The 25,986-nt window shown below is 47.5% G+C and carries 27 protein-coding genes, 1 riboswitch and 1 other annotated feature; of the genes, 7 read left to right on the forward strand and 20 right to left on the reverse strand.

Annotated elements, in window-relative coordinates; translation table 11 throughout:
• Positions 1-25: 25 nt before the first annotated feature.
• Positions 26-274 carry a YuzB family protein gene (locus tag AM231_RS20040; RefSeq protein ID WP_054404223.1) on the reverse strand — a complete coding sequence of 83 codons (249 nt, stop codon included), beginning with the start codon at positions 272-274 and terminating at the stop codon, positions 26-28.
• Positions 275-355: 81 nt separating this feature from the next.
• Here AM231_RS20040 and AM231_RS20045 point away from each other — a divergent pair, with 81 nt between their 5' ends.
• Positions 356-601: a NifU family protein gene (locus tag AM231_RS20045; RefSeq protein WP_006212609.1), complete on the forward strand. Its 246-nt coding sequence runs from the start codon at positions 356-358 to the stop codon at positions 599-601.
• Between the two features lie 84 nt (positions 602-685).
• On the opposite strand, the gene AM231_RS20050 is transcribed toward AM231_RS20045, so the two are convergent.
• The 7 genes from AM231_RS20050 to AM231_RS20080 form a co-directional block, all read right to left on the reverse strand.
• On the reverse strand, positions 686-1,459 hold the full coding sequence (locus tag AM231_RS20050; RefSeq protein ID WP_054404224.1) for an SDR family oxidoreductase: 774 nt from the start codon (positions 1,457-1,459) through the stop codon (positions 686-688).
• Between the two features lie 165 nt (positions 1,460-1,624).
• The gene (locus AM231_RS20055; protein ID WP_054404225.1) at positions 1,625-2,467 is read right to left on the reverse strand and encodes a MetQ/NlpA family ABC transporter substrate-binding protein; all 843 of its coding nucleotides are present in this window, start codon (positions 2,465-2,467) and stop codon (positions 1,625-1,627) included.
• A gap of 67 nt (positions 2,468-2,534) precedes the next feature.
• Positions 2,535-3,203 (reverse strand): methionine ABC transporter permease, encoded by a 669-nt coding sequence (locus AM231_RS20060; RefSeq protein WP_054404226.1) that lies wholly within the window; start codon positions 3,201-3,203, stop codon positions 2,535-2,537.
• Positions 3,203-4,219: a methionine ABC transporter ATP-binding protein gene (locus tag AM231_RS20065; RefSeq protein WP_054404227.1), complete on the reverse strand. Its 1,017-nt coding sequence runs from the start codon at positions 4,217-4,219 to the stop codon at positions 3,203-3,205. The genes AM231_RS20060 and AM231_RS20065 overlap by 1 nt, the downstream gene beginning before the upstream one ends.
• Positions 4,220-4,327: 108 nt before the next feature.
• A riboswitch (SAM riboswitch) is annotated at positions 4,328-4,476 on the reverse strand.
• A 119-nt stretch (positions 4,477-4,595) separates the two neighbouring features.
• Positions 4,596-5,315: a Cthe_2314 family HEPN domain-containing protein gene (locus AM231_RS20070; protein WP_054404228.1), complete on the reverse strand. Its 720-nt coding sequence runs from the start codon at positions 5,313-5,315 to the stop codon at positions 4,596-4,598.
• 584 nt (positions 5,316-5,899) lie between these two features.
• Entirely contained in the window at positions 5,900-6,874 is a 975-nt protein-coding gene (locus AM231_RS20075) for a COX15/CtaA family protein (RefSeq protein WP_054404229.1), read from the reverse strand.
• A 244-nt stretch (positions 6,875-7,118) separates the two neighbouring features.
• Entirely contained in the window at positions 7,119-7,463 is a 345-nt protein-coding gene (locus tag AM231_RS20080; protein ID WP_053491556.1) for a thioredoxin family protein, read from the reverse strand.
• A gap of 142 nt (positions 7,464-7,605) precedes the next feature.
• Here AM231_RS20080 and AM231_RS20085 point away from each other — a divergent pair, with 142 nt between their 5' ends.
• The gene (locus tag AM231_RS20085; RefSeq protein ID WP_054404230.1) at positions 7,606-8,961 is read left to right on the forward strand and encodes a DUF2515 family protein; all 1,356 of its coding nucleotides are present in this window, start codon (positions 7,606-7,608) and stop codon (positions 8,959-8,961) included.
• An 89-nt stretch (positions 8,962-9,050) separates the two neighbouring features.
• Here AM231_RS20085 and AM231_RS20090 read toward each other — a convergent pair whose 3' ends face one another.
• From AM231_RS20090 to AM231_RS20115, 6 genes are all read right to left on the reverse strand, one after another.
• Positions 9,051-10,676, reverse strand: a complete 1,626-nt coding sequence (locus AM231_RS20090; RefSeq protein ID WP_054404231.1) for a putative polysaccharide biosynthesis protein — start codon at positions 10,674-10,676, stop codon at positions 9,051-9,053.
• A 56-nt stretch (positions 10,677-10,732) separates the two neighbouring features.
• Positions 10,733-11,212, reverse strand: coding sequence for a DUF456 domain-containing protein (locus tag AM231_RS20095; RefSeq protein ID WP_053491553.1), 480 nt, complete (start codon positions 11,210-11,212; stop codon positions 10,733-10,735).
• A 7-nt stretch (positions 11,213-11,219) separates the two neighbouring features.
• Positions 11,220-11,966 carry a Cof-type HAD-IIB family hydrolase gene (locus AM231_RS20100; RefSeq protein WP_054404232.1) on the reverse strand — a complete coding sequence of 249 codons (747 nt, stop codon included), beginning with the start codon at positions 11,964-11,966 and terminating at the stop codon, positions 11,220-11,222.
• Between the two features lie 25 nt (positions 11,967-11,991).
• Positions 11,992-14,013 carry a peptidoglycan D,D-transpeptidase FtsI family protein gene (locus AM231_RS20105; RefSeq protein WP_054404233.1) on the reverse strand — a complete coding sequence of 674 codons (2,022 nt, stop codon included), beginning with the start codon at positions 14,011-14,013 and terminating at the stop codon, positions 11,992-11,994.
• Positions 14,014-14,153: 140 nt separating this feature from the next.
• Positions 14,154-15,302 (reverse strand): transglutaminase domain-containing protein, encoded by a 1,149-nt coding sequence (locus AM231_RS20110; RefSeq protein ID WP_106406106.1) that lies wholly within the window; start codon positions 15,300-15,302, stop codon positions 14,154-14,156.
• A 108-nt stretch (positions 15,303-15,410) separates the two neighbouring features.
• On the reverse strand, positions 15,411-15,857 hold the full coding sequence (locus AM231_RS20115) for a hypothetical protein (RefSeq protein WP_054404235.1): 447 nt from the start codon (positions 15,855-15,857) through the stop codon (positions 15,411-15,413).
• Positions 15,858-16,036: 179 nt separating this feature from the next.
• Between AM231_RS20115 and AM231_RS20120 the strand changes: the two genes are divergently transcribed.
• Both AM231_RS20120 and AM231_RS20125 read left to right on the forward strand, forming a co-directional pair.
• Positions 16,037-17,200, forward strand: a complete 1,164-nt coding sequence (locus AM231_RS20120; RefSeq protein ID WP_054404236.1) for an MFS transporter — start codon at positions 16,037-16,039, stop codon at positions 17,198-17,200.
• 412 nt (positions 17,201-17,612) lie between these two features.
• Complete coding sequence (locus tag AM231_RS20125) at positions 17,613-17,960, forward strand: toprim domain-containing protein (RefSeq protein WP_053491547.1); 348 nt, start codon at positions 17,613-17,615, stop codon at positions 17,958-17,960.
• A 102-nt stretch (positions 17,961-18,062) separates the two neighbouring features.
• On the opposite strand, the gene AM231_RS20130 is transcribed toward AM231_RS20125, so the two are convergent.
• The 3 genes from AM231_RS20130 to AM231_RS20140 all read right to left on the reverse strand — a co-directional run bounded on the left by AM231_RS20130 (position 18,063) and on the right by AM231_RS20140 (position 20,200).
• Positions 18,063-18,680 (reverse strand): SCO family protein, encoded by a 618-nt coding sequence (locus tag AM231_RS20130; protein WP_054404237.1) that lies wholly within the window; start codon positions 18,678-18,680, stop codon positions 18,063-18,065.
• A gap of 80 nt (positions 18,681-18,760) precedes the next feature.
• A complete protein-coding gene (cyoE, locus tag AM231_RS20135) occupies positions 18,761-19,699 on the reverse strand; it encodes a heme o synthase (RefSeq protein WP_054404238.1) in 939 nt (312 codons plus the stop codon).
• A gap of 282 nt (positions 19,700-19,981) precedes the next feature.
• Entirely contained in the window at positions 19,982-20,200 is a 219-nt protein-coding gene (locus AM231_RS20140) for an alpha/beta-type small acid-soluble spore protein (protein ID WP_053491544.1), read from the reverse strand.
• Positions 20,201-20,320: 120 nt separating this feature from the next.
• Here AM231_RS20140 and AM231_RS29215 point away from each other — a divergent pair, with 120 nt between their 5' ends.
• Positions 20,321-20,488 (forward strand): hypothetical protein, encoded by a 168-nt coding sequence (locus tag AM231_RS29215; protein WP_165593444.1) that lies wholly within the window; start codon positions 20,321-20,323, stop codon positions 20,486-20,488.
• A 13-nt stretch (positions 20,489-20,501) separates the two neighbouring features.
• Here AM231_RS29215 and trpS read toward each other — a convergent pair whose 3' ends face one another.
• Positions 20,502-21,488, reverse strand: a complete 987-nt coding sequence (trpS, locus tag AM231_RS20145) for a tryptophan--tRNA ligase (protein WP_053494100.1) — start codon at positions 21,486-21,488, stop codon at positions 20,502-20,504.
• Positions 21,489-21,580: 92 nt separating this feature from the next.
• Positions 21,581-21,822, reverse strand: a binding site (T-box leader).
• A gap of 181 nt (positions 21,823-22,003) precedes the next feature.
• Here trpS and AM231_RS20150 point away from each other — a divergent pair.
• Positions 22,004-22,993, forward strand: a complete 990-nt coding sequence (locus tag AM231_RS20150; protein ID WP_054404239.1) for an aldose 1-epimerase — start codon at positions 22,004-22,006, stop codon at positions 22,991-22,993.
• Between the two features lie 219 nt (positions 22,994-23,212).
• Positions 23,213-23,434 carry an alpha/beta-type small acid-soluble spore protein gene (locus tag AM231_RS20155; protein ID WP_006212633.1) on the forward strand — a complete coding sequence of 74 codons (222 nt, stop codon included), beginning with the start codon at positions 23,213-23,215 and terminating at the stop codon, positions 23,432-23,434.
• An 84-nt stretch (positions 23,435-23,518) separates the two neighbouring features.
• Here AM231_RS20155 and AM231_RS20160 read toward each other — a convergent pair whose 3' ends face one another.
• The gene (locus AM231_RS20160; RefSeq protein WP_054404240.1) at positions 23,519-23,932 is read right to left on the reverse strand and encodes a hypothetical protein; all 414 of its coding nucleotides are present in this window, start codon (positions 23,930-23,932) and stop codon (positions 23,519-23,521) included.
• Positions 23,933-24,148: 216 nt separating this feature from the next.
• Positions 24,149-25,942, reverse strand: coding sequence for a M3 family oligoendopeptidase (locus AM231_RS20165; RefSeq protein WP_054404241.1), 1,794 nt, complete (start codon positions 25,940-25,942; stop codon positions 24,149-24,151).
• Positions 25,943-25,986 lie beyond the last annotated feature (44 nt).

A 25,986-nucleotide genomic window follows, 5' to 3' on the forward strand; every position in this document is an offset into this window, starting at 1 on the left:
GGATTCCACAGAGCAGAGCGGATCGTCAGCTTTTCCCTTCATCGTCCTGAAAGCTTTCAAGTTTCTGTACAATAACTTCCAGAAGCTCTTCTGCTGTTGGTGCCTCAACCCAATCGCCGTCCACATAGGCGAAAGGCATGAGGTAGCATTGCCCACAACTGGTGAGGCAGCCATATTCAACAACCTGGCAATCGAATCGGTCTTCAAGCGTGCTCAGTACTTTATCAGTACCGAAGTATGAATTATTTGTACAAAACTCAATGATAATGGACATGATATTAGACCTGCCTTAAGATTGGCATTTTATTTTGCCGATTTATGTACTATAATATAGGGAGGAAAGGAGTTGAACAAGATGAGTGAAAACACGCAAACCACTGTATATGATGAAGTGGCTGAAGTTCTTGATAAACTTCGTCCGTTCCTGCAGCGCGACGGCGGTGACGTGGAATTGGTCGACGTTGAAGACGGCATCGTTAAGCTGAAATTGATGGGTGCATGCGGTAGCTGTCCAAGCTCCACCATTACTTTGAAAGCCGGGATCGAACGTGCCCTGGTTGAAGAAGTAGAAGGCATTCAAGAAGTAGTACAAGTATTCTAAAATTATTCTTTAAACTATAAAGAGTCTTGGCTTCCCCTGTGGAACCAAGACTCTTTTTTTGATAAGGAAACATAGTGCAGTGCGTTAATCATTCTTAATCAGAGGACGGATTGGATCGAGTCCCCCGGATATATCCATAATGTTGCCCGTAATGAAATCGGAGTTGTCGAGGCATAAGTATTCAATCACTCGGGCGATGTCCTCTCCACTACCTGATCTTCCCCGTGGAGTCAGCCCATCGAAAGTTCCTGACACTTCGGCAATAGTTTTCTCTTTATTCACCCCACGGATATCCCCGGGACAGATCATGTTCACGGTGATGCCATACGGTGCTTCTTCCACGGCAAGCGACTTCGTAAACGAAACCAAGCCTACTTTGGCAGCTGCATAGGCTGCGCGCTGAGGCCAGGCCCTGGCCTCTCCCGCATGACCGAAGCCAAAGTGGATAATGCGTCCCCATTTCTTATCCCGCATGGCAGGCAGCACCCGATGGTCCAGCAGCATCACGCCGGTTAAATTACCATTAACCATATGTACGATTTCATCACGGCTGTACTCTGAGAACAGACGACGTTCCCGAATAAACGGACCAGCGTTATTCACCAGAATATCAACGCTTCCCAGCTTCTCCTCCGTCTGATCCACCAATGAATACAGCTCACGCTCGCTCGCGATATCCGCTTTAATTGCAATAGATCTGACACCCAGCCCTTCAATTTCACGGGACAGCGCCTCTGCCTCATCCTTGCTATTTACATAATTTATAACAAGATCACACCCCTGACGAGCTAACGCCAGAGCCGTCATTTTTCCTAAACCTGTCGCACTGCCTGTAATCAGCGCCACTTTTCCCTTCAAGGCTTTCCCTCCTCAGATGGCTATCCTTTCTTCAGTATAAAAGATTTCATAAGCCCTCACAACTTAAGAGGCCACATATTACAAAGCCACAAAAAAGAAAAGGCATGCTCCTTAAAGACCTACAGGTCTTCTGGAGCATACCCTTTCTTAATGAATGCAACTCGATTAGAATGCCGGAATTACAGCACCTTTGTACTCTTGTTCAATAAAAGTTTTTACGTCTTCGGAAGTCAGCGCCTTCGCCAATTTCTGAATAGCATCGGAATCCTTGTTGTCTGGACGAGCTACCAGCAGGTTGGCATAAGGATTCTCTTTGTCTTCAATAAAGAGCGCATCCTTCGTCGGATCGAGTCCCGCTTCCAGCGCGTAGTTCGTATTGATGACAGCCAGATCCAGCTCATCGAGCATACGCGGCAGCATTGGAGCTTCAACTTCCTTGAACTTCAGGTTCTTCGGATTCTCCACGATATCCTTGGCGGTAGCTTCAAGCTTCGTTTCATCCGCCAGCTTGATTATGCCATTTTTGGATAGCAAGGTGAGTGCACGGCCCCCATTCGAAGGATCATTCGGGATAGCTACAATAGCTCCGTCCTTCAGCTCATCCACAGATTTAATCGTTTTGGAGTAAGCGCCTAGCGGTTCCACATGGACGGCGATTACAGGTTCAAGGTTCAATTTACGCTCCTTGATCTCATTATCCAGATAAGGCTTGTGCTGGAAGAAATTTGCGTCGATTTCTTTAGAATCCACTTGTGTATTTGGCAGAACATAGTCTGTAAACTCCACGATTTCCAGATTCACGCCCTCTTTTTCAAGTGCTGGTTTGACATGCTCCAGAATCTTGGCGTGAGGTGATGGCGAAGCCCCAACTTTCAAGGTTACCGTCTCCTGATTGTCGCCTCCCGTTGTTCCCCCTGGCTCCGATGCGTTATCCGCAGGCTTGCTGCCGCATGCAGCCAGCACCGTTACCAATGCCAAACTAATCAATGCTAATGTCCACTTTTTCATGCTAAAACCTCTCCCTCCGAAAAATATATTATTTATATGTTGTCTTTCTTGATGCTTCAATTATCCGTCATTTTCTTGTATAACGTCGTACTAAGCGGTCACCAACCATTTGAAGGACCTGCACCAGTATGATCATTAAAACAACGGCCAGAATCATAATTTCAGTCTCATAACGGTAGTATCCGTACTTGATAGCCAAATCTCCCAATCCGCCCCCGCCGACTTGGCCGGACATGGCAGTGTAAGATACCAGGGTCACAATCGTGATCGTCATCCCGGCCAGCAAACCCGGGCGGGCCTCGGGAAGGAGTACCCTCCATACAATTTGACTTGTCGAGGAGCCCATCGCATGAGCTGCTTCGATTACGCCTTTATCTACTTCGTTCAAGGCCGTTTCCACCAGTCTGGCAAAGAACGGCGCAGCCCCTACCACGAGCGGTGGAATGGTTCCTAGTACACCAAACGAAACACCCACAAGCGATTTTGTAATCGGGATCATGGCCACAATCAGGATAATGAACGGAATCGAACGCAGGATGTTCACAATGAATGACAGGATCGAGTATCCAAAGCGTACGAGGGCCGACGTAGATCTGGCGGCCATGTAGAGCAGCACGCCTACTGGCAATCCAATAATAAAACTGAACAAAGCCGAAGCCCCCAGCATTCGCAGGGTATCCCATGTTGCCGTCCATATTTCTGTCCAGTCAATCTGGGTAAAATCAAGTCCAAACATTATTGAATCACCTCCACATCTAATCCCTGTTCAAGCAGCTTGGCGATCGTAGCATCGATGGCGCTCTCCATCCCTTCAAAACGGACGATAAGCTGGCCATACGGCGTCTCCTTAATCGTGGATATCGTTCCCTGCAGAATCGCAAAATTCACGCCCGTCTCATGCACGGTCTGAGACAGAATGGATTCGTACGTTTTTGATCCAAGGAAAGTGATCTGTACCGCCCGGGAGTGACTATTCCCCTGGCCTTGAATGGCCAGTCGCAAAGCTTCTCCGCTGTCCATTTCCTGACGGATAAATTCACGCGTCACTTCATGCTTCGGCTTCAGGAATACTTCCGTCACCGGCCCTTGCTCCACGATGCCACCCTGATGAATGACCGCAACTTTATCGCATATGCTTTGAATCACGTGCATTTCATGTGTGATCAGCACGATTGTCAGATGAAATCTTTTATTAATGTCCAGCAGCAGGCGCAGGATTGAATCCGTGGTTTGAGGGTCAAGTGCAGAGGTTGCCTCATCACACAGCAGCACTTCCGGATCACTCGCCAGCGCTCTGGCTATGCCGACCCGCTGCTTCTGCCCGCCAGACAGCTGGGACGGATACTTGTCCCGGTGGGCCTCCAGTCCGACCAAATCCAGCAGCTCTTTAACTTTGCGTTCTATTTCATCCTTCGACGTTTTGTTCAGACGCAGCGGAAATGCAATGTTATCGTACACGGTTGCGGAAGACAGTAGGTTAAAGTGCTGAAAAATCATGCCGATTTTGCGGCGTTCCGTCTGGAGCTGCTTCTTGCCGAGCGATGTTAAGTTCTTGCCATTCACCCATACCTCGCCTGAGGTGGGACATTCCAACAAATTGATACAACGGATCAATGTACTTTTACCTGCGCCGGAGTGTCCAATGACTCCGAAGATTTCTCCCTTTTCAATCGACAAATCCAAGTCGGACAAGGCAGTTGTTAGAGTTCCGGCTTTTCCGTACCGTTTCGTCAATTGCTTAAGCTCAATCAATCCGATAATCCTCCTTTTTCGATAGCTTCATATCTATTTTACCCAATAGAAAAGAGCCTCTTTTTGTAGATTCAAAAAGGGCCCTCTTTACGTAAAAGTCAACGCCTTTTCTCATCTGTCAAAGCTAAAGGACCACCCTTTAACTTTGAAGGAATTAGCACCATGTCACTCCAAGCGTCATCGCGTTGATGCTGCGGTACGCTGGAGTCGGTTGCCGGGCTTCATCGGGCCTGTCCCTCCGCCTCTCTCGATAAGAAAACATCAATATATAATTTTTCCGATTATTTTGATCTGATTTAATAACTTAATGAATGCAATTGCTAGTATAGAATCTTTTTGAGTTTTTGTCAAAAGGTATTTCATGGCGATATCAGACCTATGTCCTGATTCCATTCTCTGCCCACAGCTTATTGGTATATTTGTAAGATGCTGCCAAGCTCTTGCATACCATCTCGAGACCCTGTTTCAGGTCATCCAAATGCTGATCAATATCCTCAAGCTCAATCTTTTCCTTTAGTCCTTGGTGTCGCTGCCATAGATCATCCTGCATTTCGGCATTCATGTAATGAATCTCAGCATTACGCCGTTTTCGAAGAGCGTTCAGAGGTTTCTTGTATTGATCTTTAATCTCCTCCAGTTCGTCTGCCAGCTCACCGTGTGACTTGAGGAATCTGAACTGCCTAAGCACCGTAAAATAAGAAAAGTGCGCTTTTACCTTGGAGGTATTAAGATCGTATAAATCATTCAACACCGTACCCAGCTTGTCAAGGATCGAGAATACGCGAATGAACCCGTTTTTGTAAAAATATACATAGCGCTGATATTCCCCCTGCTCCTGAATCGACATATCATCGATATAACCTGACTGGACGGATTGGCTGAAATGTTTGGCTGCATTCCAGCTCTGCTCCAGCTCGTCCAGGGATACGATCAGGCCTTTGGTCCAGATCTCAAGCTTGCGAAAATCATGCGTCGGATCTTGATGTTTATCTATTTCCTTCTGAAGCAGCTGGGATGTCTTGACCATCGATTCGATGGCTTCTTCCAGCAGGCCATTATTATGTCGGGGCTGTTCCCCGAGCAGCATGCGAAGCATAGCGGCCCCCCCTTGCGTCTTTGGATTATCACCGATTGCATGCAATTACAATTACCGATAAGGCTTGTCCGCTTGCCGCGACTTCTTCCTGATTCCTCCTGGCCTGTAATCCTCTCCACGTGAGGTTCGTTCTGGCTCCGGTTCATTCGTTTCGTTCTTTTAGGATGCCCTCGAAACAACAGACAACCCTCACCATATCGAGCGGGAAATGTAGGGCATTAAGGATTGTTATCTGTTAAATAAACAAGCGGGCCTTCCACCGACCGATCCCCATCAGCGCCAGCTTCCAGAGATGGCGTTCATGTCTGCGAGCTAAGGGTGATATCTAATTTATATAAACAAATCCATTGGATAATCAAACTTCTCATTGGCGTTTGGCAAGCCACAGGGGCCGGGATATTGCACGTCCACAGCCATTCAAGCATGCCCCGAACCATGCATTGTGCGCGCAGGGAGAGATGCCATGATGTACAAAGCGGATGTCCATTTCTATACAACAAAGCCCTCGAGCTTACAGCTCGGGGACTTTGCTAACATTTAGGGTTATACATCGAATATTTGACTTTAAGTCGTGATGGTTACGCTTAGACCACTTTTTCGCCGGGAATGCTGTGATTCTGAACCATCTCGGATTCATGCGGCCTGCTAAGCTGCCATACCCGGACGCTCAAATAACACAGTACGCCGAACAAAGCCGAGATGAGCAGCGTATGTCCCAGTGCAGAGAAGATATAGACCTCCTCATTATGCATCGTTCCCATTATGATGGCACCGCTGATTACCTGTAGGAAACAGAGAAGGGTTGCAGACAGGCCCAGCATCTGAATCTCACGGTTATCCCGATTACGCCAGTAGGCGAAATGCCCCATTACAGCAACCACGATCAGCAGCAGCAAAGCTGCTACCCGGTGCATAAAGGCAATACCGACTCCACCGCTAAGCTCGGGAATCACTTCCCCGTTACACAGCGGCCAACCGGAGCAGCCTTCTCTGGAGTCTGTATGGCTGACGAACGCTCCGACATAGACCACGACATAACTATATATAGTAGTCCCCCACACGAAATTCCGAAAGCCCTTGCTTACACGAGGCAGCCCTTCCCGGCCACTCGGTTTCTTCGCCTGTTCCAGCCGCCGCATACCCAGTGCCAGCATAACCGAGCAGGCAAAGGCAATCAGTGAGAAGCCAAAATGCAGCGCCATGATGGCAGCCGACTGGGGTTTCACTACGGCAAGTGCCCCCATAATGGCTTGTACAACAACGAACACGGAAGTTCCAATCACATAAGCCATCAACTCCCTGCGCTCTCGCTTGTATCTCCAAAAAGCAAGCAGTGAAGCCAAGGCTGCCAAGCCCGCCATTCCACTGACTGCCCGGTGCGAGTATTCAATCATGGAAGCTACTGTATAAGCAGGGACAAACTTACCATTACATAACGGCCACTCCTGGCCACAGCCAAGACCCGAATCTGTCTTGGTTACAACCATGCCACCGAAAGTCGCAAAAAACATCACCAAGCATGTTATGTAACTCAGCCACTTTAATTGTTTATCATTCACTCTTCTCACCTGCTGCTCTTAATCATTCACTATATTTCCTATCTGTAAACCTTTACAGTATACCATTACTACATAATCCACATTTCATTATACCTGATTCTGCGGCTACGGTCACTTGAGCGATTGTGACAAAATGTTCAAAAATGGGATTGATTTCCGCGATTCTGCACTTGACAGTGCAAACCAAGCAGATAGATTCAAAAACAGAACCGCCGCCCGAGTAGCTGTGGCGGCGGTGCTATTATCACTTATGAATCGTACCATACACATCAACGGCACGCTGTAGAAAATCCTCAATCTCTTGGCGCGATTTGCGAAGTTTGTTAACGTAGCGAACCAACTCGCGACCATCGGAATAGGCAACAAAGCTTGGTATACCCATAATATTCTGCTGTTGGCTTACGTCGCCAACGGCATCGACGTCAACTTCTACCAAAGTCAGCTGATTGGAGAATTTAGTCTCAACCTCTGGCATGAATGGATCGATAAACTTGCAATCACCGCACCAATCGGCCTTGAAGACGGCTACTGTCAGTCGCGGAGACTGGATTGCAACCTGAAATTCTGCTTCTGAAGTGATTTTTTCCATTGATTATCTCCCCTTTACGTCGAATTCCTTCCTTCTCTTCTAGTGAATCAAAATGTGGAGTGGAAGTCAAATGTTTAGAGCATACTGACAACATAATATTGATGACCTGGATGATCATGAGAAAGTGCAGGTGACAACTGTAATGCACTCGCACGAAGTAAAGAACAGAAGAAAACGCGACACTGATGGATCCTGGACAGCCGCCATATCCCATGCCTTGACCGAGTCATGGACCGGTGCATTCGCTTCTTTACGATTCTCTATGAAGCTTCGTACCCGCAAACAGGAGCTGCAGTGGGAGCGCGCAGCTGTGAATGCGATTCACATAAAGCTGAAGGGAATTCTTTCATCGAGCTGCTGCGAAATGGAGCGGAGACCTCCCCTGAATTACGATTATCAAGTTGATCCTATTCCCTGGGAAGAACAGCAGCTTATACAACGCATCTATGAAAAAACATCCGAGGCCAATCGCAGCAATGTGACCCGGACTCAAGCATACTGGGACTGCTATCTCTCCTATCCTGAAATCCATTGGGCTCTGCTGGCCCATATGGTGTCGCGTAATGCTGGTTGGAATATGAGTGATCTGAAGGGTGGGTTAATGTCGGATCTCACGGATCCGGCATTCAAGAACAATCTATACCGCTTTCTGGAACGCTGTAATGCCCTGATTTTTCAAGATGCTTATCCACAGCTGCTTCTCTATATGCATAGTCGTAAAGAAGGAAAGCCTTTATTTCATTTACTTCCACACTTACATGTTTCATCGTTCATGGCACCGTTCTGGGAGCAGTTTTGGCAGGATGGAGGAAGCTCTCTGCTCACGATAGCCCTTATTATTAATGAGCAGAATTACATTGAGGGACGAGTGGCAAAACACCCTTTTTACCAGCAGCATCTTCTGAAGCATACTCTCTTCCGAACGCACGAGCTTGCCAGGCTGAATCAAATCGTGTTTCCCCTAGGGGACGGATATGTGAACAAATCCGATATGGATAACACCATTGGGCAAAACCTTCCTTCCCGACCATTAGCCGGGCTGACCCTGCCCAAGTTCGATAGCCTGTCGCTTCGGATCAAGGCAGGCCGTTCACTGTATGCTTTATTGTTCGGTTATGAGGAAATACATCGTGCTGTGCTGGCATTCGCTCAATCAACCAAACATCAGGGCTCACGTGCCGAATATTGGCCTGCCTTGTTTACGCCAACGGTTGATCAGGCCATGAATCATGCTCACGTAAGCATTGATCTACTCAAATCGGAATGGCTTCCGGCCGGTCAGCGCCTGTACAGCCCCCGTCTCGAAGAGGTTTGGCACGATGAACCTTCCGAACCCATCCCCCGTTACGACTGGTACCAGGACGATTCCATGTTGACGCATATTCGAAAACCGCATCGTCCGCTGCGGCCAGATATGACTCATGCTCATCGTGCAGCCCTGGAGAAAACCTCCATCGCTCACGATGCAGCTGCCCGGCTGCCATTCCATCGACATTAGTACCATAGCAAATAGAGACCATCCCGATACTGCGGGATCGTCTCTTTAATAAACCTGTATATTAGCTCTTGCTCCCTTATCTTAACGGTTTAACTCCGCTCACGGATACGGGAAGACTGCAATCTCATGAGTGGACGAAACACCTTCTGTAAAGGGCGCGGGTACGTGCTAAGTTCATCTTTACGCAATACACCAAGCACCACCAACAGTACAAGGTATAGAATAACTACAGCAGCGCCTACCACCAGACAGGTTATCAGGAAGGCTACTCGTGCTGGCATAACATGCACCAATTGAATACCAGCCTGATTGAGTCCATAGCCGATGCCTCCGGCAACCGCCACGGTCAATAAGAAACCTGCCCAGCGTCCCCCCATAATCGAGAAGGAAACAATCGCTTTGATGGAACGCAAATTAAGCAGCGTAATGACAAGAAAACAGAGGGCAGTGCTGCCAATAATGCCATAAATGCCAAAGAACTGAGATAGCAAGAAGCTGGCAGCCAGCTTGACTGCAATTCCGATCATCACATGGACCATCGACAGCTTGGCCTTACCGATACCAAGAAGAATGGAATTGGTAGTCATCATGGTAATCTGGAAAATCGTGCCGAACGTTAGAAGACCGATGATTCCGCTTCCCCCCAGAGAACTGAACAGCAAGCCGTTTATGGAATAGGACGCAACGCATAGGGCGATCACGACGGGCATGCCCGTCAAGATAGCAACACGCATAGCCAGCGTCACCTGCTGCTTCAAATGCTCCTGATCTTTCCTGGCAAATGCCGCTGAAATAATCGGAATAAGCGAGGTGCTGAGCGCAATCGCAAGTATCGGCGGAATCCCTGCCACACTCTGTGCGCGGTTACCCAAAATGCCTAGAGCAGAAGTCGCCTGTTCCAGACCAATCTGTCCCATGAGCAAAGGCTTTACGATAGAACCGTCAATGAAGTTAACAGCCGGTACCGCCAACGAGGACAGCACTATCGGTATAGACAGTGTGAATATATCCCGGTAGATGCCGCCAAGCGGAATCGAACGATCCGCTGCTGGCATCTTGAGCTCACGATCACTCCGGCGAAGCTTTACTGTGAAATACAGCATCACCGCAAACGCTCCGATACTGCCGAGCACTCCACCAAACGAGGCGCCGGCTGCAATCCAGGTATCATCGTATCCTATCCGCAGCAGCACATAAGCCAAGCCGATCGCTGTTGCTACCCTAGCAATCTGCTCAATGATCTGCGATATACCGCCTGCGGTCATGTTATTACGTCCTTGGAAGTAACCCCGCATCATGGCTATGGCTGGAAACAACAGCAGTGCAGGTGCCAAGGCCTGAATAGCAGCGGCTGCCTCCGGCTGTTTAGCAATATGGGTAGCATAAAAAGGAGCGCCAAAAAAGAGCAGAAGCGTCATAAAAAGTCCTGCCGCCCCAGCAAATATAAGAGCTGCATGATATACACGTCTGGCCTCTGCTGGCTTATCCAAAGCATGCCGTTCCGATACCATTTTGCTCAGCGTGCTGGGAATGCCCGCAGTAGCTACAGTCAATAGCATTAAGTACACATTATTCGCGAGTGTGAATGAGGCATCCCCAATATCATTCAGCATATGCTCCAGCGGCACCCGCTGAACAAGGCCCAATACGCGGGCTACCAACGCAGCGGCAGCCAAAATAATGGTGCCTTTAATAAATGATTCCTTCTTAGACAAAACCGTACCCTTCTTTCTCCTCCAAAGCGCCTGTTACAGCGATTCCTAAGCGTCGATTAGAAAATCCAGATGAAGAAAATGATAATCATTGCTAACTGCAAGATAATCTTCACCACAATGCTGCTGAACAATCCAAGGACAGAACCGAAGCCCACCTTCATGGATTTGCTTGGTCCCGAGCCAGCGAGCATTTCACCCAGAAAGGCCCCAAGAAACGGCCCGATAATCAATCCAAAAGCGGGAATAACGAACGGCCCGATAATCAGCCCGATCGTACTGCCCCATATCGAAGCTTTGGAACCACCAAGCTTCTTAACTCCCCATGCGTTAACAGCATAATCGGCAATAAAGAGCACTACGAGAATTAGGGTCTGAATGATCCAGAACCACATATTGTAATGCTCAAACGTAAAGAACCAGCCGTAAACGAACAACGCCAGGTAAATAGCGACAACCCCCGGCAAAATCGGGTAAATCGCTCCTGCCATCCCAATGATAAACAAAGCGATGACGATAATCCAGCCTAATATGTCCATCGACATCTCACCCTTCGATCAGAATATGATCCCTGATGACTTCCACGATTCCATCCTCATTGTTGCTAGAAACCACGATGTCCGCCTCGTCCTTCACCGTCTGCTGGGCATTGCCCATAGCTACTCCCAGGCCTACCTGCTGAATCACAGCGAGATCGTTCAAGCTATCGCCCACGGCTACGACCTCAGACATTTGAATACCAAGCAGTTCACACACCTGTTCGATTCCGGTCGCTTTGTTAACACCCAGTGGATTGATTTCCAGGTTATCCGGCGAGGAATTCGTGATCTCCAGCCCGCCCATCTCCTGCAAACGCATCAGAATATTGTGGCGCACCTCATGATCGTTCGTGGTGTAACCAAACTTCAACCATTCCTGATTCGCGATATCATCTGTCCAGTTCTCGTAATTAAACAATCTATCTACTGCATACGCCCAATACCATGATCCGGTTTCAACGGCCAGGGCATGCATTTGCTCCACTAACTTGCTGTCCAGCAGCGCCCGGCGATGCAGTTCATAAGGAGCGCGCCATACCTCACCGCCATTCACCGTTACCATCGGTGTCATTAGCTCTAGCTGTTTGGCATATGGGTATGCATCCCGAAACGACCGACCTGTCGATAGACAGACATGAATACCCTGCCGAACCGCTTCTTTGATCCACTTTCTTGTTTCCTCCGATACTTCATGATCATCTTGAAGCAGTGTACCATCCATATCCAGTGCTAATAAACGATATTTCTTATTCATGGTGTTACCCCCTTATAGCCTTACCTCATTCTTGATCATCCGTTTTCTTGGGATGAGGCGTACCGTCAAGTCCATAAATCTCATCATACGCATCAAAAATCTTACGGGCAACCGGCGCAGCACTCTGAGAACCGAAGCCTGCTTCCGGTATTACAACCGCCACCGCAAGCTTAGGATTCTGGCGTGGTGCGAAGGCGATGAACACCCCGTTTTCGATCATTCTTCCACCAACCAACTGCTCAGATGTACCGGTTTTACGGGCAAAATCGTATTTGAAATCTTCAAAGGCACGAAGTCCTTGCGTATTCATCCCTGCAATCACTTCATTCCAGTACTGTTGTGGAAACTCCTCTTTGTTCAATATTTCGCGCTTGAATTCCTTAATCACATTTCCGTCCTGATCCACAATCTTGCTCGCAAGCTGCGGCCGGATGCGCTCGCCCTGATTGGCAAGCGTGCTGGCATACTGTGCCAATTGGAGCGTCGTATATTTACCGGACTGTCCGAATGAAGCGTATGCCATGGCAGCCAGATAACTTCCCGCCTGCTCGATATTGGTATACTCAATGATTCCTTTATGTTCTTTCGGCAGACCTGATTCCGTGGACACCCCCAGTCCAAACTTCTTCATATATTCATCCCATTTTCCAACGGATTCGGGTCCGTATTTGTTATAGAGGCGTTCCCCAACCCAATCAACCATGAAGGCATTGGAGGAATGCTCGATCGCTTTTCTTGCGTTCAGGGACCCATAGGCTTTACCGCCGGAGTTCCGAACCCTTGAGTTATCTTTACCAAAGAATGCAGCACCGCCATCATAATAATAATCGTTCGGCCCGAACAATTTTTCATTAAGTCCAATGAGTACACTTAATGGCTTTACTGTCGAACCCAACAGCACAACCGACTCCAAATTGTTCCCGGATCGGCCCGAGTTGTATGGAGAGATGGTTCCATTGCCATAATACTTCATAACGGTTTCCCAATCGTCGGTTCCATTCTCCCATACATTGGGGTCATAGTCCGGCATACTGGCCATGGCAACAATATTACCAGTGTCCACCTCCATCGCTACAGCATAACCCGTTTGTGCATTCGGATGTGTCTTACCAGATACTGTATTGGTGTGAAGCCATTTCAATTGATCCAGGATCGCTTGCTGGGCAACCTTCTGAATATCTTTATGGATCGTCGAATGAATATTGTAGCCTTTCTCCGGAGCGACCATAGTCGGCACCCCGCTGGCCATGTTCTGCGGATTAATCGGAATACCGATATATCCATTCTTGCCTCGCAGTTCATCCTGGAACATCATTTCAAGTCCATCTACGCCTACCTTCTCCTGTTCGGTGTAAATGAGCCCCGGATCTTTTTGCGTTTTGTTCTTCTCATCGATCTCTTTATATTTATCGAGCGTTTTATTTCCGCGGAACTCCCTCAAATAACCGATCGTTTGCACGGCGATTTTGTCCGGATTATATTGACGCTGACTCTCTTCCACAACCTCAACCCCGGGATACTCGCTCTTATGCTCCATAAAATAAGCGACTTCTTTAGTCGATAAATCCGCCTTAATACGTCTAGGCTCATAACCCGGCTGCTTGTTAAATTCCAGGTCCATCGCTTTGATTACATCATCCACGGTTAGCTTATCTGCTTTGGGGTCACCATATTTGTCGAATACCTTAACCATTTCCTCAGCCAGCTTCTGGATCTCCGGCCGATTCTTCTTTCCCCGCTCAGATGAGCTGTAATCCTTTAACAGCGTTAAATACAGCGCTTGAGAGGGCGTCGAATAAGCAATCGGTGTTCCCGAAGCATCAATGATGCTGCCTCGGATCGGCTGCAGCGGGAAGTTCTTAACCTGCCCTCCGGTTTCGAGTTCTTTCAGCTCAGGCCCTTCCACGAACTGCAGTATCGCCAGTCGTATAATGATGACACAAAATATGATAAATGTACTGAAAAAAAACACGTTTACCCGCAAGTTAAATTGACTGCCGGCAGTTTGTTCTTCTTGTTTGCGCTTATCCGGCCTAAACCCTTTCACGTATGCTTCTCCCCTTTATCCACAATCCATAAAACCATATTAACATATCCGCCCTCTCCACTTCATCCGCCCGGCCTTCCAGATGGGAGAGGCGCACTTCCGCTTCCGAAAGTCCGCCCCTCTCCATCATCCATACTCGTTCAAAATACCTGTTCCTTTATATGCGTTTCATTAAAGCGCGGCGGGTTAAACCAGTTTCCGCTCTGGGCCCATGTGGGATCCAGCGGCACCCACCGCTTCTCTTCGGCCAAATAGACCTCATTCCATGCATGCGGACCGTAACCGCCTTGCCCGTTGTACCCTCTTCCTGTTACTACGCGGACTTGAAGATCCTGAGAGCGGGCCATCATCGCATATAGCCGCGCGTAATCGATGCATACACCTAACCGGGTATCGTACGTATCCTGCGGGGTTTGCTCTTTCCATATCCGCTGTTCTTCATAAAGTGTGACCTTATCATAATCGTACGAAATTCGGGTCCCCACCCAATCATAGAGTTTTCGTGCCTTCTCTTCATCGGTTTCCGCCCCTTGGACGACATGGGCCGCGGTCTGCTCAATACCTGCGGGAATTTTATGGTCGATAACCTCATACTTCCGCTGGATAATCCCATTGAGTTCCTCTTGGACTGACTGGGTAAATACCGGCAGTTTTTCCCGGACGAGCTTACCTGACAGCGGCTCTATGACTGCTTGGGCTCCCTGTTGATAAACTGGTGAAGCCTCAACGTACCGGCTGAAGCTTTGATCGGGATTAAGGCTGACATAGATGAATAACAGCGCAATAACGATAATAGCGCGCGCGGCACCCATGATCACGCCGATTCCAGCACCAGTCAGGCGGCTGGGCAGCGATGAAGATCTATCCTTTCCAGATCTAATCAGCCCTTGTCCTTCCCCCATTATGAGGGATACCAAGAGACGAAGCATAAATACAATAAGGGCATAACTCAGCATGAACAACACAGCAAATCGCAACAACGGAAAATCGGCCAGCGATTTTATAACGGTATAATACATCTGTTCCCACACGCGCAGCCCACGATTCGGCAGGCTTGAGACACTGCTCAACCACTCTCCTGCTTTCGGTGAGAGCCACAATGTAAAAGGGATAGATATCGCCAGTCCAACCAATCGAAGCACCGCATCCCCCAGAAAAAAAACAAGCTTCCCTGCCGAGCGGGAGGCTCCCCGATTCCATCCTTGTAATAAAGAAAAAGCTACAATCAGAAGCAGCAAGATGGTAATCCCATTACCATCCAGCACGCTTTCTTTCCATGCTGACATCAACGGGTAACCCCTCCTCTCTCATGATGTCTTCACTCACCGTGGCAAGCGGGCCAGCATGAATACACTTACGCCCGCTTACATACGTATCCGATTATGCTTCGTCAGGATTTATTTAGATGCCGCATTGCCCTTTGCATCGTCGATAAAACTCCGAATCGTCTCATTGATTTCCCATTTCCCGACAGACACACCGCGGAAAGTAACGTCAACCTTTTCCGAACCGGCACTTCCTGTCAGCTCCAGATTAGGAGCTTTGATGGAGTAGGTGCCGTCTCCATTGGAAGTATACTTCGCTTCCTTTGCTTCCTTCATCATCATGTTTAGCGCTTCTGTTTTTATCGTATCTACCGTTTCATCCTTTACAGTCGTTACGACCTCCTGAATCTTGTCGAAGGAAATTCCACTGTATATCAACAATCCCCCAATAATAAGCACAACAAGTGCCCACTTAATGACGGTTCTCACCACATTAAGCACAATAAATAAAATAATTAACGCAATCGCAATGACTAACCAATTTTGTTTAAGGAACTCAATCCAGACCTGCATATCCAATTCGTTTCACTCCCGTCAATCGTTTCAAAGCGGCCAGCTTAGGCCCTTATATTAATTATACATGATACCCCGCAAAGCTGTCAGCCAACCGGTCTTTTCATAAAAAGGTCTAAGCTTGCCCTTTCGAACGTACAAGTAGTAATGACGTATCGACAATTGCCGGATTGGAGGGGGCCCTATTGAAAACCGCTTTATGGCTCTATATGTTTTTATTCCTGGCGTTTTTTGATTTGCATGCTCAGTATCCTGTGCTGACACCCTTTGCGATCTCGCTGGGTGCAGCTCCTACCTTTATCGGATGGATGATGGGCATCTATGCTTTAACACATCTGCCCGGTAATCTGCTTGCAGCCAATCTTATTGATCGACATGGGAGCAGACGCTACATTATTTTCAGCCTAACCGCCGCTGGTGTTATTTTACTGCTCCAAGCACATGTCCAATTACCCTGGCAGCTGCTCGTCCTCCGCTCAATCAGCGGCTTTGTACTAGCATTTTTATCACCCGCCTGCTTGGCGCTGCTCGCCTCTCTATCCCGGGATCCCGTGACACAGGGGAAATACATGTCCGGTCACGGTGTAATCCATACGCTGGCCTCTGTGTTATCTCCGGCGGCAGGAGCCTTCATTGTGGCCAAGGCCGGGTTTTCTGGGACATTCCAAAGCTTGGGCTGGCTATTGATATTCACCGGCTTGATGGCATTCTTAAGCCTCCCCAAGCGTATGCCAGCTCTAGCCCAGAATGAGGAACAACGATCTCTCACGCAACAGACGCCGTCAAGGCTGCCTTTTAGCCTGCGTTTATATTTAATACCTTTTGCTATCGCATGCTCTCAAGGAATCCTGTTCTTCGAAATACCGCTTCGAGAGAGCGGCCAAGCAAGCATTATGTCCACTGGACTTTTATTCTCTGTCATAAGCCTTGGAGCACTAGTGACGCTTAGCATGCTGTTCCTCAACCGTTATGGCCCTCATTCCAGAGTCGTCATCGGTGTGTTTGGGCTCGCTATTTGCTTCTATGCTTTGGCTGCTGCGGAACAAATACCAATTACTATCATTCTGTTCACACTCGGTCTTGCGAAGGGCCTGCTCTTTCCTGCGCTCTCCTCTTTGTTCATTGAACTTAGTGGCGGCGGCAGGCTCGGTAAAGTATTCTCCCTGCAATCGATTGCCATGTCGCTAGGCTCCTTTGTGGGTCCAATTGCGGCAGGACAGCTGCGGATCGTTGTATCTCCATATTTCATCGCGTTTCTGATGCTGATGACCGTCCTGCTGCTGCTTCCTAAACGCCCTCATGAGGAGCCGGTAACCTCTATCACCCCGGAAACTCCCATTACATCCTGAAGCTGCACCAGGCGAGCGCCTAAATAGATACAGATGGGCCAATGCACAATCCGTATGGGTAAACCCACATAAGATACAGTGTGGCATATGACCACTGATATCTAATCAAGGGGTGAAGCAATCATGACTCAAGTTCATCATCAACATCACAAACCTTGTTATACGGCAGGTCTCGGAAATGATGTAGGAATGATTTTGGTTTTGTACATTCTGCTCGTCATTATTCTGAGCTGCTTCTACTAACCATACATGGAAATAACATTTACGGCCCTCCGCATGGATGGCCGTTATTTGTCCTTTGCATGATCCGCCAAAAACAAGTTACACTATGATTACATTATTCGACGGCACAACAACATTTCCCGGGGAATTGCCGCCAGAGATCTCCGTATCATGACAGAGGTGATAAATAATGCCGATATTTCTCATCGTAGAAGGGAAGAACGATCGAAGCCGACTTCGCCGTTTGCTCACTTCGGATATAACCATCCTATGCACCTTCGGAACGTTAAACTCCACCAAGCTTGAGAGCCTGTATAAACAGGTCAAGAACCAGGAAGTCTATCTCTTTATGGATAATGACAGCTCCGGCAAGAAAATCCGTGGTGCCCTTCGAGATGTATTTCCTGATGCTGAGCAAATCTATACACGCCGAGGATATGCCGGTGTCGAAGGAACTCCCGACGAATACTTAATAGCCCAGCTGGAGAAGGCTGGTTTGGAAGAATTTATCATTTACCCTCCTCCTGATTCTTTTTGATTACAATGTACGAATCAGAGAGTCTCAATAACTCTTCAATTCAAATCAAAAAGGCGTGCTCCATATATAACGATAGAGCACGCCTTTTGGTTTTACCGATGATTATTCCTTGATTAAGGTTTTAATGTCCTTGACAATGTCCTCTGTCTTCATTTGAGCTGGGTCCGCTGCGTTGTAGGTCTTCCGAATATTGTTATCACGGTCAACCAAGGAAATGGAATTACCATGCGTGAAGTTTGTAGAGTTATTCCCGAGCAAAGGAATTTTGAAAGTATCCTGCATCAGCTTCCGCGTTTCCTCCTGGTCGCCCCGAAGGAAATACCAACCGCTATAATCAGCGAAGAATCGGTCACCAAATTCCTTGATTTTATCCTTTGTATCGGTCTCCGGATCAAACGAGATGGATACAAAGTTCACTTCATTTCCGAAGAGCCCCTCTTTTTTCAGTTCTTCCTGTATTTGCGAGAGAACCAATGTCGTGATCGGGCACACATCAGGACAACTGGTGAAATAGAAATACATCAGTTTCACCTTGCCTTTGGTATCCTCCGAAGTGATCGTCTTCCCATCCACGTTCTCCATGGAGTAGGCGGCTACCTCTCGAACGATTGGGAGCTTATCCTTCCCAAATCCCAGCGAGTTGTATACCAGATAAATGGCAGCAATTAGACAGACTGCGAGCAGTGCCCACGTCCATTTATAGCGTTTAAAAGCTTGCATAACCTTCCATACTCTCCCTTCATCTCAGGCAATCCCTGTACACTATCAGGTTGTTTATAGCGCTAAAGCACTGCCACCTGTCAGAAGGTGGTGTTGAGTATTAGAACGATCAGGCTCAAGGTCAAATAGTTGATCGAGAAAATGAATAACTTTTTGGACCACGCTTCATCGTCCTTGGCCCAGAATCCCTGCAATGCGATATAAAGCCATCCGATTGCCAGGAGGAGTCCGATTACCAAAAAGAATATACCTGCGTACCCGTATGTGTACATTAGAATCGGTATGGGTATGAGAAGTACCAAATAAGGAATCATCTGAATCTTGGTACGTTTAATCCCCTTAACCACCGGCAACAACGGAAATCCGGCTGCACGGTATTCCTCGACCCGACGGATGCCCAGCGCCCAGAAATGAGGCGGCTGCCAGAGAAACAGCAAGGCGAACAACAAGATTGCTCCCATATCTACGCTGCCAGTCACTGCTACATAACCGATCACCGGCGGCATAGCTCCAGAAATAGCACCTACGGATGTACTCCAAGTCGAAGAACGTTTAAGCCATAGGGTATAAACTACAACATACACGAACATTCCAACGGCTCCGAACACACCTGCAAGCACGCCCGAGAACAGGAATAACATGGCTAGTCCCACGACTCCTAAAATAACGGCATACCAAAGAACAACCTTAGGGGTCAACCGTCCAGTTGGGAGAGAGCGGTCCCGAGTACGTTCCATCTTCATGTCGAGCTCGCGATCGAAATAGTTATTGAAAACACAGGACGAAGCCATGACGAGCACGGTTCCGAGAAGTGTCATAAACATCAAACCAAATTGAATATCCCAACGCGATGCTAACCAAAATCCGGCAAAAGCTGCTATCACATTCGACCGAATAATTCCAGGTTTCGTCACCGTGATAAAATCTTTCCAAGTCCCTGCCTGATCGGGAGGCACGGGCGCTGCCGAGGCCAATGCTGCGGATTCTGAAGGAGCTTGGTATCTCAAGTGATTATCCACGTGTAAACGTTCCTCCTTAATATCTGTCATTATGGAGGAAGTATTGCCTCCGCTATAAAGTTTATCATATCATTAGTAAAAAGTGTTTAGCAATCCTTCGGAATTAGTTCCATCTATATGACAATTCAGTGACATTCGATGGGTTCCGATCTTGACGTTATGGCGTTGTTTAAGGCACAATTTATCTATGTACTAGCCATTGTATCAAATCTTGATAAGTAAACAAAACCGGAGCGCTATTGCTAGCGCTCCGGGCTTTCTGCAAACATTATGAGAATAAGATTACAGCGTACGTCCAGAGCCCGAGAGAGCCTGTTCTGCTTGCTGTACCAAACGTTTTGTAATATAGCCACCCAGGGATCCTGTCTCCCGGGAAGTATAGTTACCATAGTAACCGTCTTGAGGAATTGTTACGCCCAGTTCTCGAGCAGCCTCGAGCTTCAAACTTTGCAATGCTGTTCTAGCTTGAGGTACAACCAGATTGTTGCTGCTGCGTGCCATATTAAATTTCTCCCTTCACTGAATGTCTGTTATTCCAGTGCAAGCTTGCAAACTTATTATGGCTCTATCCTCAAACGTTATACGTATTTTTTCAATTCAATCTTTGGAGGTTTTTTTCATATGAGTAAAGCGTTATCCCTATGGTTCGCGATCTCCTCTATCGTTCTGCTCGCCGCCTCAGCTATCTCCATAAGCTATAACGGTTTTCTTGCTGTCGGCTTGGGGCTGCTCTCCATCCTTAACATCGGGTGGGGCTTCATCATCAAAGCCAAGCGCAGACCTTCATAGAAGAGAAGCAAGATTATTTAGGTGCCAGAAAGCCCATCTTATCCTTCACACCATCCAGTATCTGAGTCGCTTTTTTCTGCGCCTGCTCGGCTCCCTTGGCGAGGATGTCATGAATTTCACCGGTTTGGCGAATTTCGTAGTATCTGTTTTGCAATGGCTCCAGAGCTGCTGCGACAACTTCGCCAAGCTCTTTCTTGAACGCTCCGTACATTTTCCCTTCAAAACGCGCTTGAACTTCTTGCAAAGATACCCCCGCGCACTCGGAGTAAATACTCATGAGATTGCTCACCTCCGGTTTAGCAGCTGGATCATAGCGTACCTCTGCCCCCGAGTCTGTTGTCGCTCGACTGATCTTCTTGCGAATTTGATCAGGTGTATCCAGCATCGCTATATAACTTCCCTCAACCGGATTACTCTTGCTCATTTTTTTAGAAGCATCATCCAATGACATGATTCGAGCGCCTACTTTCGGAATAAACGGTTCGGGAATGTTGAAATAGTTGCCGAAACGGTGATTAAATCGTGCAGCCAAATCGCGCGTAATCTCCAAATGCTGCTTCTGGTCATCTCCCACGGGTACCAGATTGGCGTTATAAAGCAAAATGTCAGCGGCCATCAGCGCAGGATATACAAACAGTCCCGCTCCTACGGATTCCTTGCCTTCGGACTTATCTTTGAATTGTGTCATCCGCTCCAGCTCACCCATGTTCACCATGGTTGTCATAATCCATGCCAGCTCGGCATGCTGTGGAACATGAGACTGCAAGAAGATATTAGCCCGATTCGGATCAATGCCTGCGGCAACATATAGTGCTGCTACCGATTCAGAACGATCCCGCAGCGAGCTCGGCTCCTGGGGTACGGTAATGGCATGCAGATCGACCACCATAAAGTAACAGTCATGCTCTTCTTGTAGCTTAACAAAATTTTTAATAGCTCCAATGTAGTTACCAAGTGTCAAATTACCGCTTGGTTGGATCCCCGATAATACAGTTTTCATGCTTAACCCTCCATATTCCTTGATATGATTCAAATTCACCATTGTCCCGCCTTGGGGAGTTTCTGTCAAAACACAAAAAAGGCCTCACATCCGCAAGGGACGTGAGACCGTGGTGCCACCCTTATTCGCTGCAACTTATAAAAATCGCTTGCTGCAGCCTTCCATTCTTGTAACGGAGAATACCCGGCCGGCATATTAAGGAAATAGCAGCACTTTCCCGTTCAGCACGGCACTCAAAGGTCCATTCGGCAAAGCGGATCCACCGGTTCACATCAACCACCGGCTTTCTGAAGGATGGCCGCACTTGCTTACTTGTCCTTGTCATCGTGTTTCAATTCATCATTTTAGATCACTATTACATGCAATGATAAGACTCTTGCTCGACCTTGTCAATTCCAATTCGTCATGAAGTGTTCATCGGGTTTTGAAGCTTTTCTTTTACCCTTTCCATAAAAATCTGTTATGATGTGGTTAATCGTCCAGACCATGATTTTTGTTAGTAAAGGAGCATCGATATGAATCAAGTGACCAAAGGCCAGTGGAATGGTTACGACACTTATATTTTAAACAGCGGCCGTCTTGAAGTGACTCTCCTTCCTCGTCTAGGTAACAACGTCATTGGAATTAAAGACACTGAAGAACAGCGTGAAATCCTGCGAAAACCAGATGAAAGCGAGCTGGCCTTCTATTTGCAGAAGCCATACCACTTCGGCATTCCGATGCTCATTCCGCCGGGTCGAATTGCTAAAGGCCAGTTTGAGTATGGCGGAACTTCGTACCAATTTGATCAAAACACTGCAAATGACAATCATATCCATGGTCTTCACCGATCGCAAGCCTGGTGTGTAAGCGACATAGAGGAAGATGAGGATGGGTGCGCTATTTCGACAGAATTTTTGTCAGCGGATGATCCCAAGTGGATTGCCCAATTCCCTGTTCCGTTAAAACTTGAGATGACCTTCCGTCTTCAGGGAACCCGATTGTCGCAGAGTCTTCGTGTAACAAATCTTGGCTCAAGCCCCGTCCCGTTCGGTATGGGTTACCATACGTGGTTTCTGCTCGATGGTGAACCACATCGCTGGACACTTGATGTGCCTGTAGAAGGTATTTATACCTTGAATAATGAGCTTATCCCGACTGGTGAGTTTTCACCTCTCGGCCATCTGGATCTTCTCAATAGCGGACTCAATTTGAAGGATACCGATCTGGATACGATATTAAAAATTCCCGAGGGTAAACCAGCCGAAGCCAGGCTTCAAAGAGATGATGGTTATGAGATTCTTTACACGGCTGATCGCTCCTATTTCAAGCACTGGGTGCTTTATACCAAAGGGATTGCTGAGCAGTTTCTCTGTATTGAACCCTACACCTGGCTTCCCAACGCCCCCAATTTGAATCTCTCTGACGAAGAGACCGGATTGATCCGTTTGGAACCGGGCCAATGCGTAAATCTGGACACCAAGATCAGCATCCAGAAGTCGCCACCGAATTCGGAGCGAGAGTAAATCAACAATTTAGGAAGCGCGAGAAACTTATACTTAAGACTTGCCAGGCCAAGAGCAGCCCTTTGAAAATCAAGGGTCCGCTCTTGGCCTGTTCTACGTCAATAAGATTTTTTGGATGAGCGGCTAATTTTACCAGTACCTAATCTGCTCTAGGAACGAATGAGATTCCTATCATTCAGTCATAATATCCTCATACAACATCAAAGGAGGTGACATGACATGGCTCAAGGTCGTTCTTCTAACAATCTTGTCGTACCTCAAGCAACTGCAGCTCTTCAACAACTGAAGATGGAAGCTGCACAAGAATTGGGTGTAACAATTCCACAAGACGGTTACTACGGAAACTACACTTCCCGTGAAACCGGTTCTTTGGGAGGTTACATCACGAAACGTCTGGTGCAATTGGCTGAGCAGCAATTATCGGGTCGTTCGAACCTGTAAATCGCAACTCTTCCCTCCAGCCGTAAATAGAAAGAGGCGATCTTCTCCCCAAAGATCGCCTCTTTCGTTCTATATGCTATATAATTATGAGTTCATGGATTCCGAAGCAGCTTCGGCATATGTATTACGTGGATACCGTATCATCAAACTGGCCATGTTATAGTTGGATTCAAGTATAGCATCAACGACGACCATGCCGTGTCGCAACATAAATTCATAACTGATCTCACCATGGGTCCAATGACGTTTATGTTTCAGACTTTCAAGTGCCATCGTACGAAAAGAGAATTGTTGGGCTTCGCTTAGTCCTTCCCCACATGGAGTGATGACTCCGTTTCGCCCAGCCAAAGGATTATGCCTTATCCCAAACTTGCCAATTACATTATTTCGTATTTGTACAAATACTGTTCCTGAACTTAGACCACCCAACTCTTCCTGCAACTCTTTAAATACAATATCCAATTGTCTAGTCAGTGATAATTGATCTAGTTTAACCATCCCTTCTCCCTCCTTTATTAGTAAATCTTCCCTATTATTAGGGCTTATGACTCATTATAGGGGAAAGGAACCAACGGATCAACATTATTCAACATAAATGGGTATTTATCCCTAAAAATGCACAATTAATTAGCAAATTCTCTTCTTCTTTACGTCACTATTCTTTCTTTTGCGACAAAAAAAGGAAGCCCGAAGGGCCTCCTTAGAGATAGATATTTAAACTCGATGTTCCGTCATTTGCAGGAATTGTTTAATATCGTCGACGCAGGCATTAGCCGCGCTCTGCCAAAAATCGCGCTCCGTCAGATCGACATTCAGATGCTTTTTCGCCAAATTTTCTACCGACATTACGCCAGTATCCCGAAGAAGGGCATCATACTTTTCTGCAAAAACAGGTCCCTCTTCCAAAGCCCGAACGTACAAGCCTGTACTGAACATATAACCGAAGGTGTAAGGGAAATTATAAAACGGCGTGCCCGTGATATAAAAATGCAGTTTGGATGCCCAGAAATGTGGGTGATAGGAGGTCAATGTGTCGCAATACGCTTCTTTTTGCGCCTCTACCATCATTTCTGAAATTTCTTCACTGCTGAGTAGTCCATTCTTCCGTCTGTCATAGAAACGGGTTTCAAACAAGAACCGGGCATGGATATTCATAAAGAAAGCCACGCTGTTCTGAATTTTCTCCTCCAGCAAAGCAAGCTTCTCATCCTCACTACCCGCACCTTTAACCATCGCATCAAAGACAATCATTTCAGCAAAGGTAGATGCCGTTTCGGCAACGTTCATGGCGTACTTCTGATTCAGCACCGGAATTCCCCTCATAACATGCTGATGGTAGGCATGGCCCAGCTCATGCGCCAAGGTTGATACGTTGGATGCCGTACCGCCGAATGTCATGAAGATCCGGGTTTGATCGCTAGCCGGGAAGGATGTACAGAAACCGCCAGGCCGCTTGCCGGGACGATCCTCAACTTCTATCCAACCCTTATCAAAAGCCATTTGTGAGAAGTCAGCCAATCTTGGACTGAATTTACGGAATTGTTCCACAATGTTAGCTGCGGCATCATCATAAGAGATTTTGGCAGCCGAAGTGCTCAGCGGTGCATCGACATCGCTCCAAGAAAGTCCATCCAGTCCAAGCAGCTTCGCTTTACGGTTCAGATATTCCACAAGCACCGGCTTGGTATCCTGAATGACAGCCCACATGGTATCCAGCGTCTGCTGGCTCATCCGGCCGATCGCAAGCGGTTCTTTCAGTACATCATCCCACCCGCGGTTCTCATACAGCTTTAAGCGATAGCCCGATAAGTGGTTGAGCGTATCCGCACAATAATCGGCCGAATTGCCCCAAGCCTGCTCCCACTTCTCAAACATCGCTTGGCGCACTTCCCTGCGGGGATCATGCATTTTATTGAATGCTTGTCCTGCAGACAGAAGAACCGTCTTTCCCTCTTCCTCATATGGGATTTGGATGTTTTTTACGATTGTGTCGTACATTTTTCCCCATCCATGATAACCGTCCACACCCAGCGACAAGGCCAGGCTTTCGAGTTCAGGGCTCATCTTTTCCTGCGCAAGATGACGACTTTCGTTCAAGACAAAATCCAGGTCGGATACCTGATCCGAGGCAGTCCAGGCAGCCCATAGCTCATCGTCCATACCCCGCAGAATATTATCAAATTGATTCTTAACCGCCTGCAGGATTGCAGATAACGATGTGACCCGCCCTGACCATTGAACCGCCTTTTTGTCGTTTACGTTCTGCGCGGTTAAACAGCTTACAAATGCAGAGACTTCCCGAATTCTGGCGTACGCTCTCTGAAAATGCCCAAGAAATTGTTCAAGACTGGATGCGTCCTGGATTGTTTCCGGAATATCCAGTGCTTTTACGTCTTGCTCAAGCTGTTGTACATCTTTCTCCAGCGTCTCAATAAAGGTCTTAAGCTGCGGTGAAGAAGAGCCTCCGGGAAATATCGATTCCAAATTCCAAGTCTGTTGAAGTGCCATCGAACATTCATCACCTTTCACGAAAAATTATGGTTTCTGTTTTA

The sequence above is a fragment of the Paenibacillus solani genome (assembly GCF_001277345.1).
Classification (GTDB): domain Bacteria; phylum Bacillota; class Bacilli; order Paenibacillales; family Paenibacillaceae; genus Paenibacillus_AQ; species Paenibacillus_AQ solani.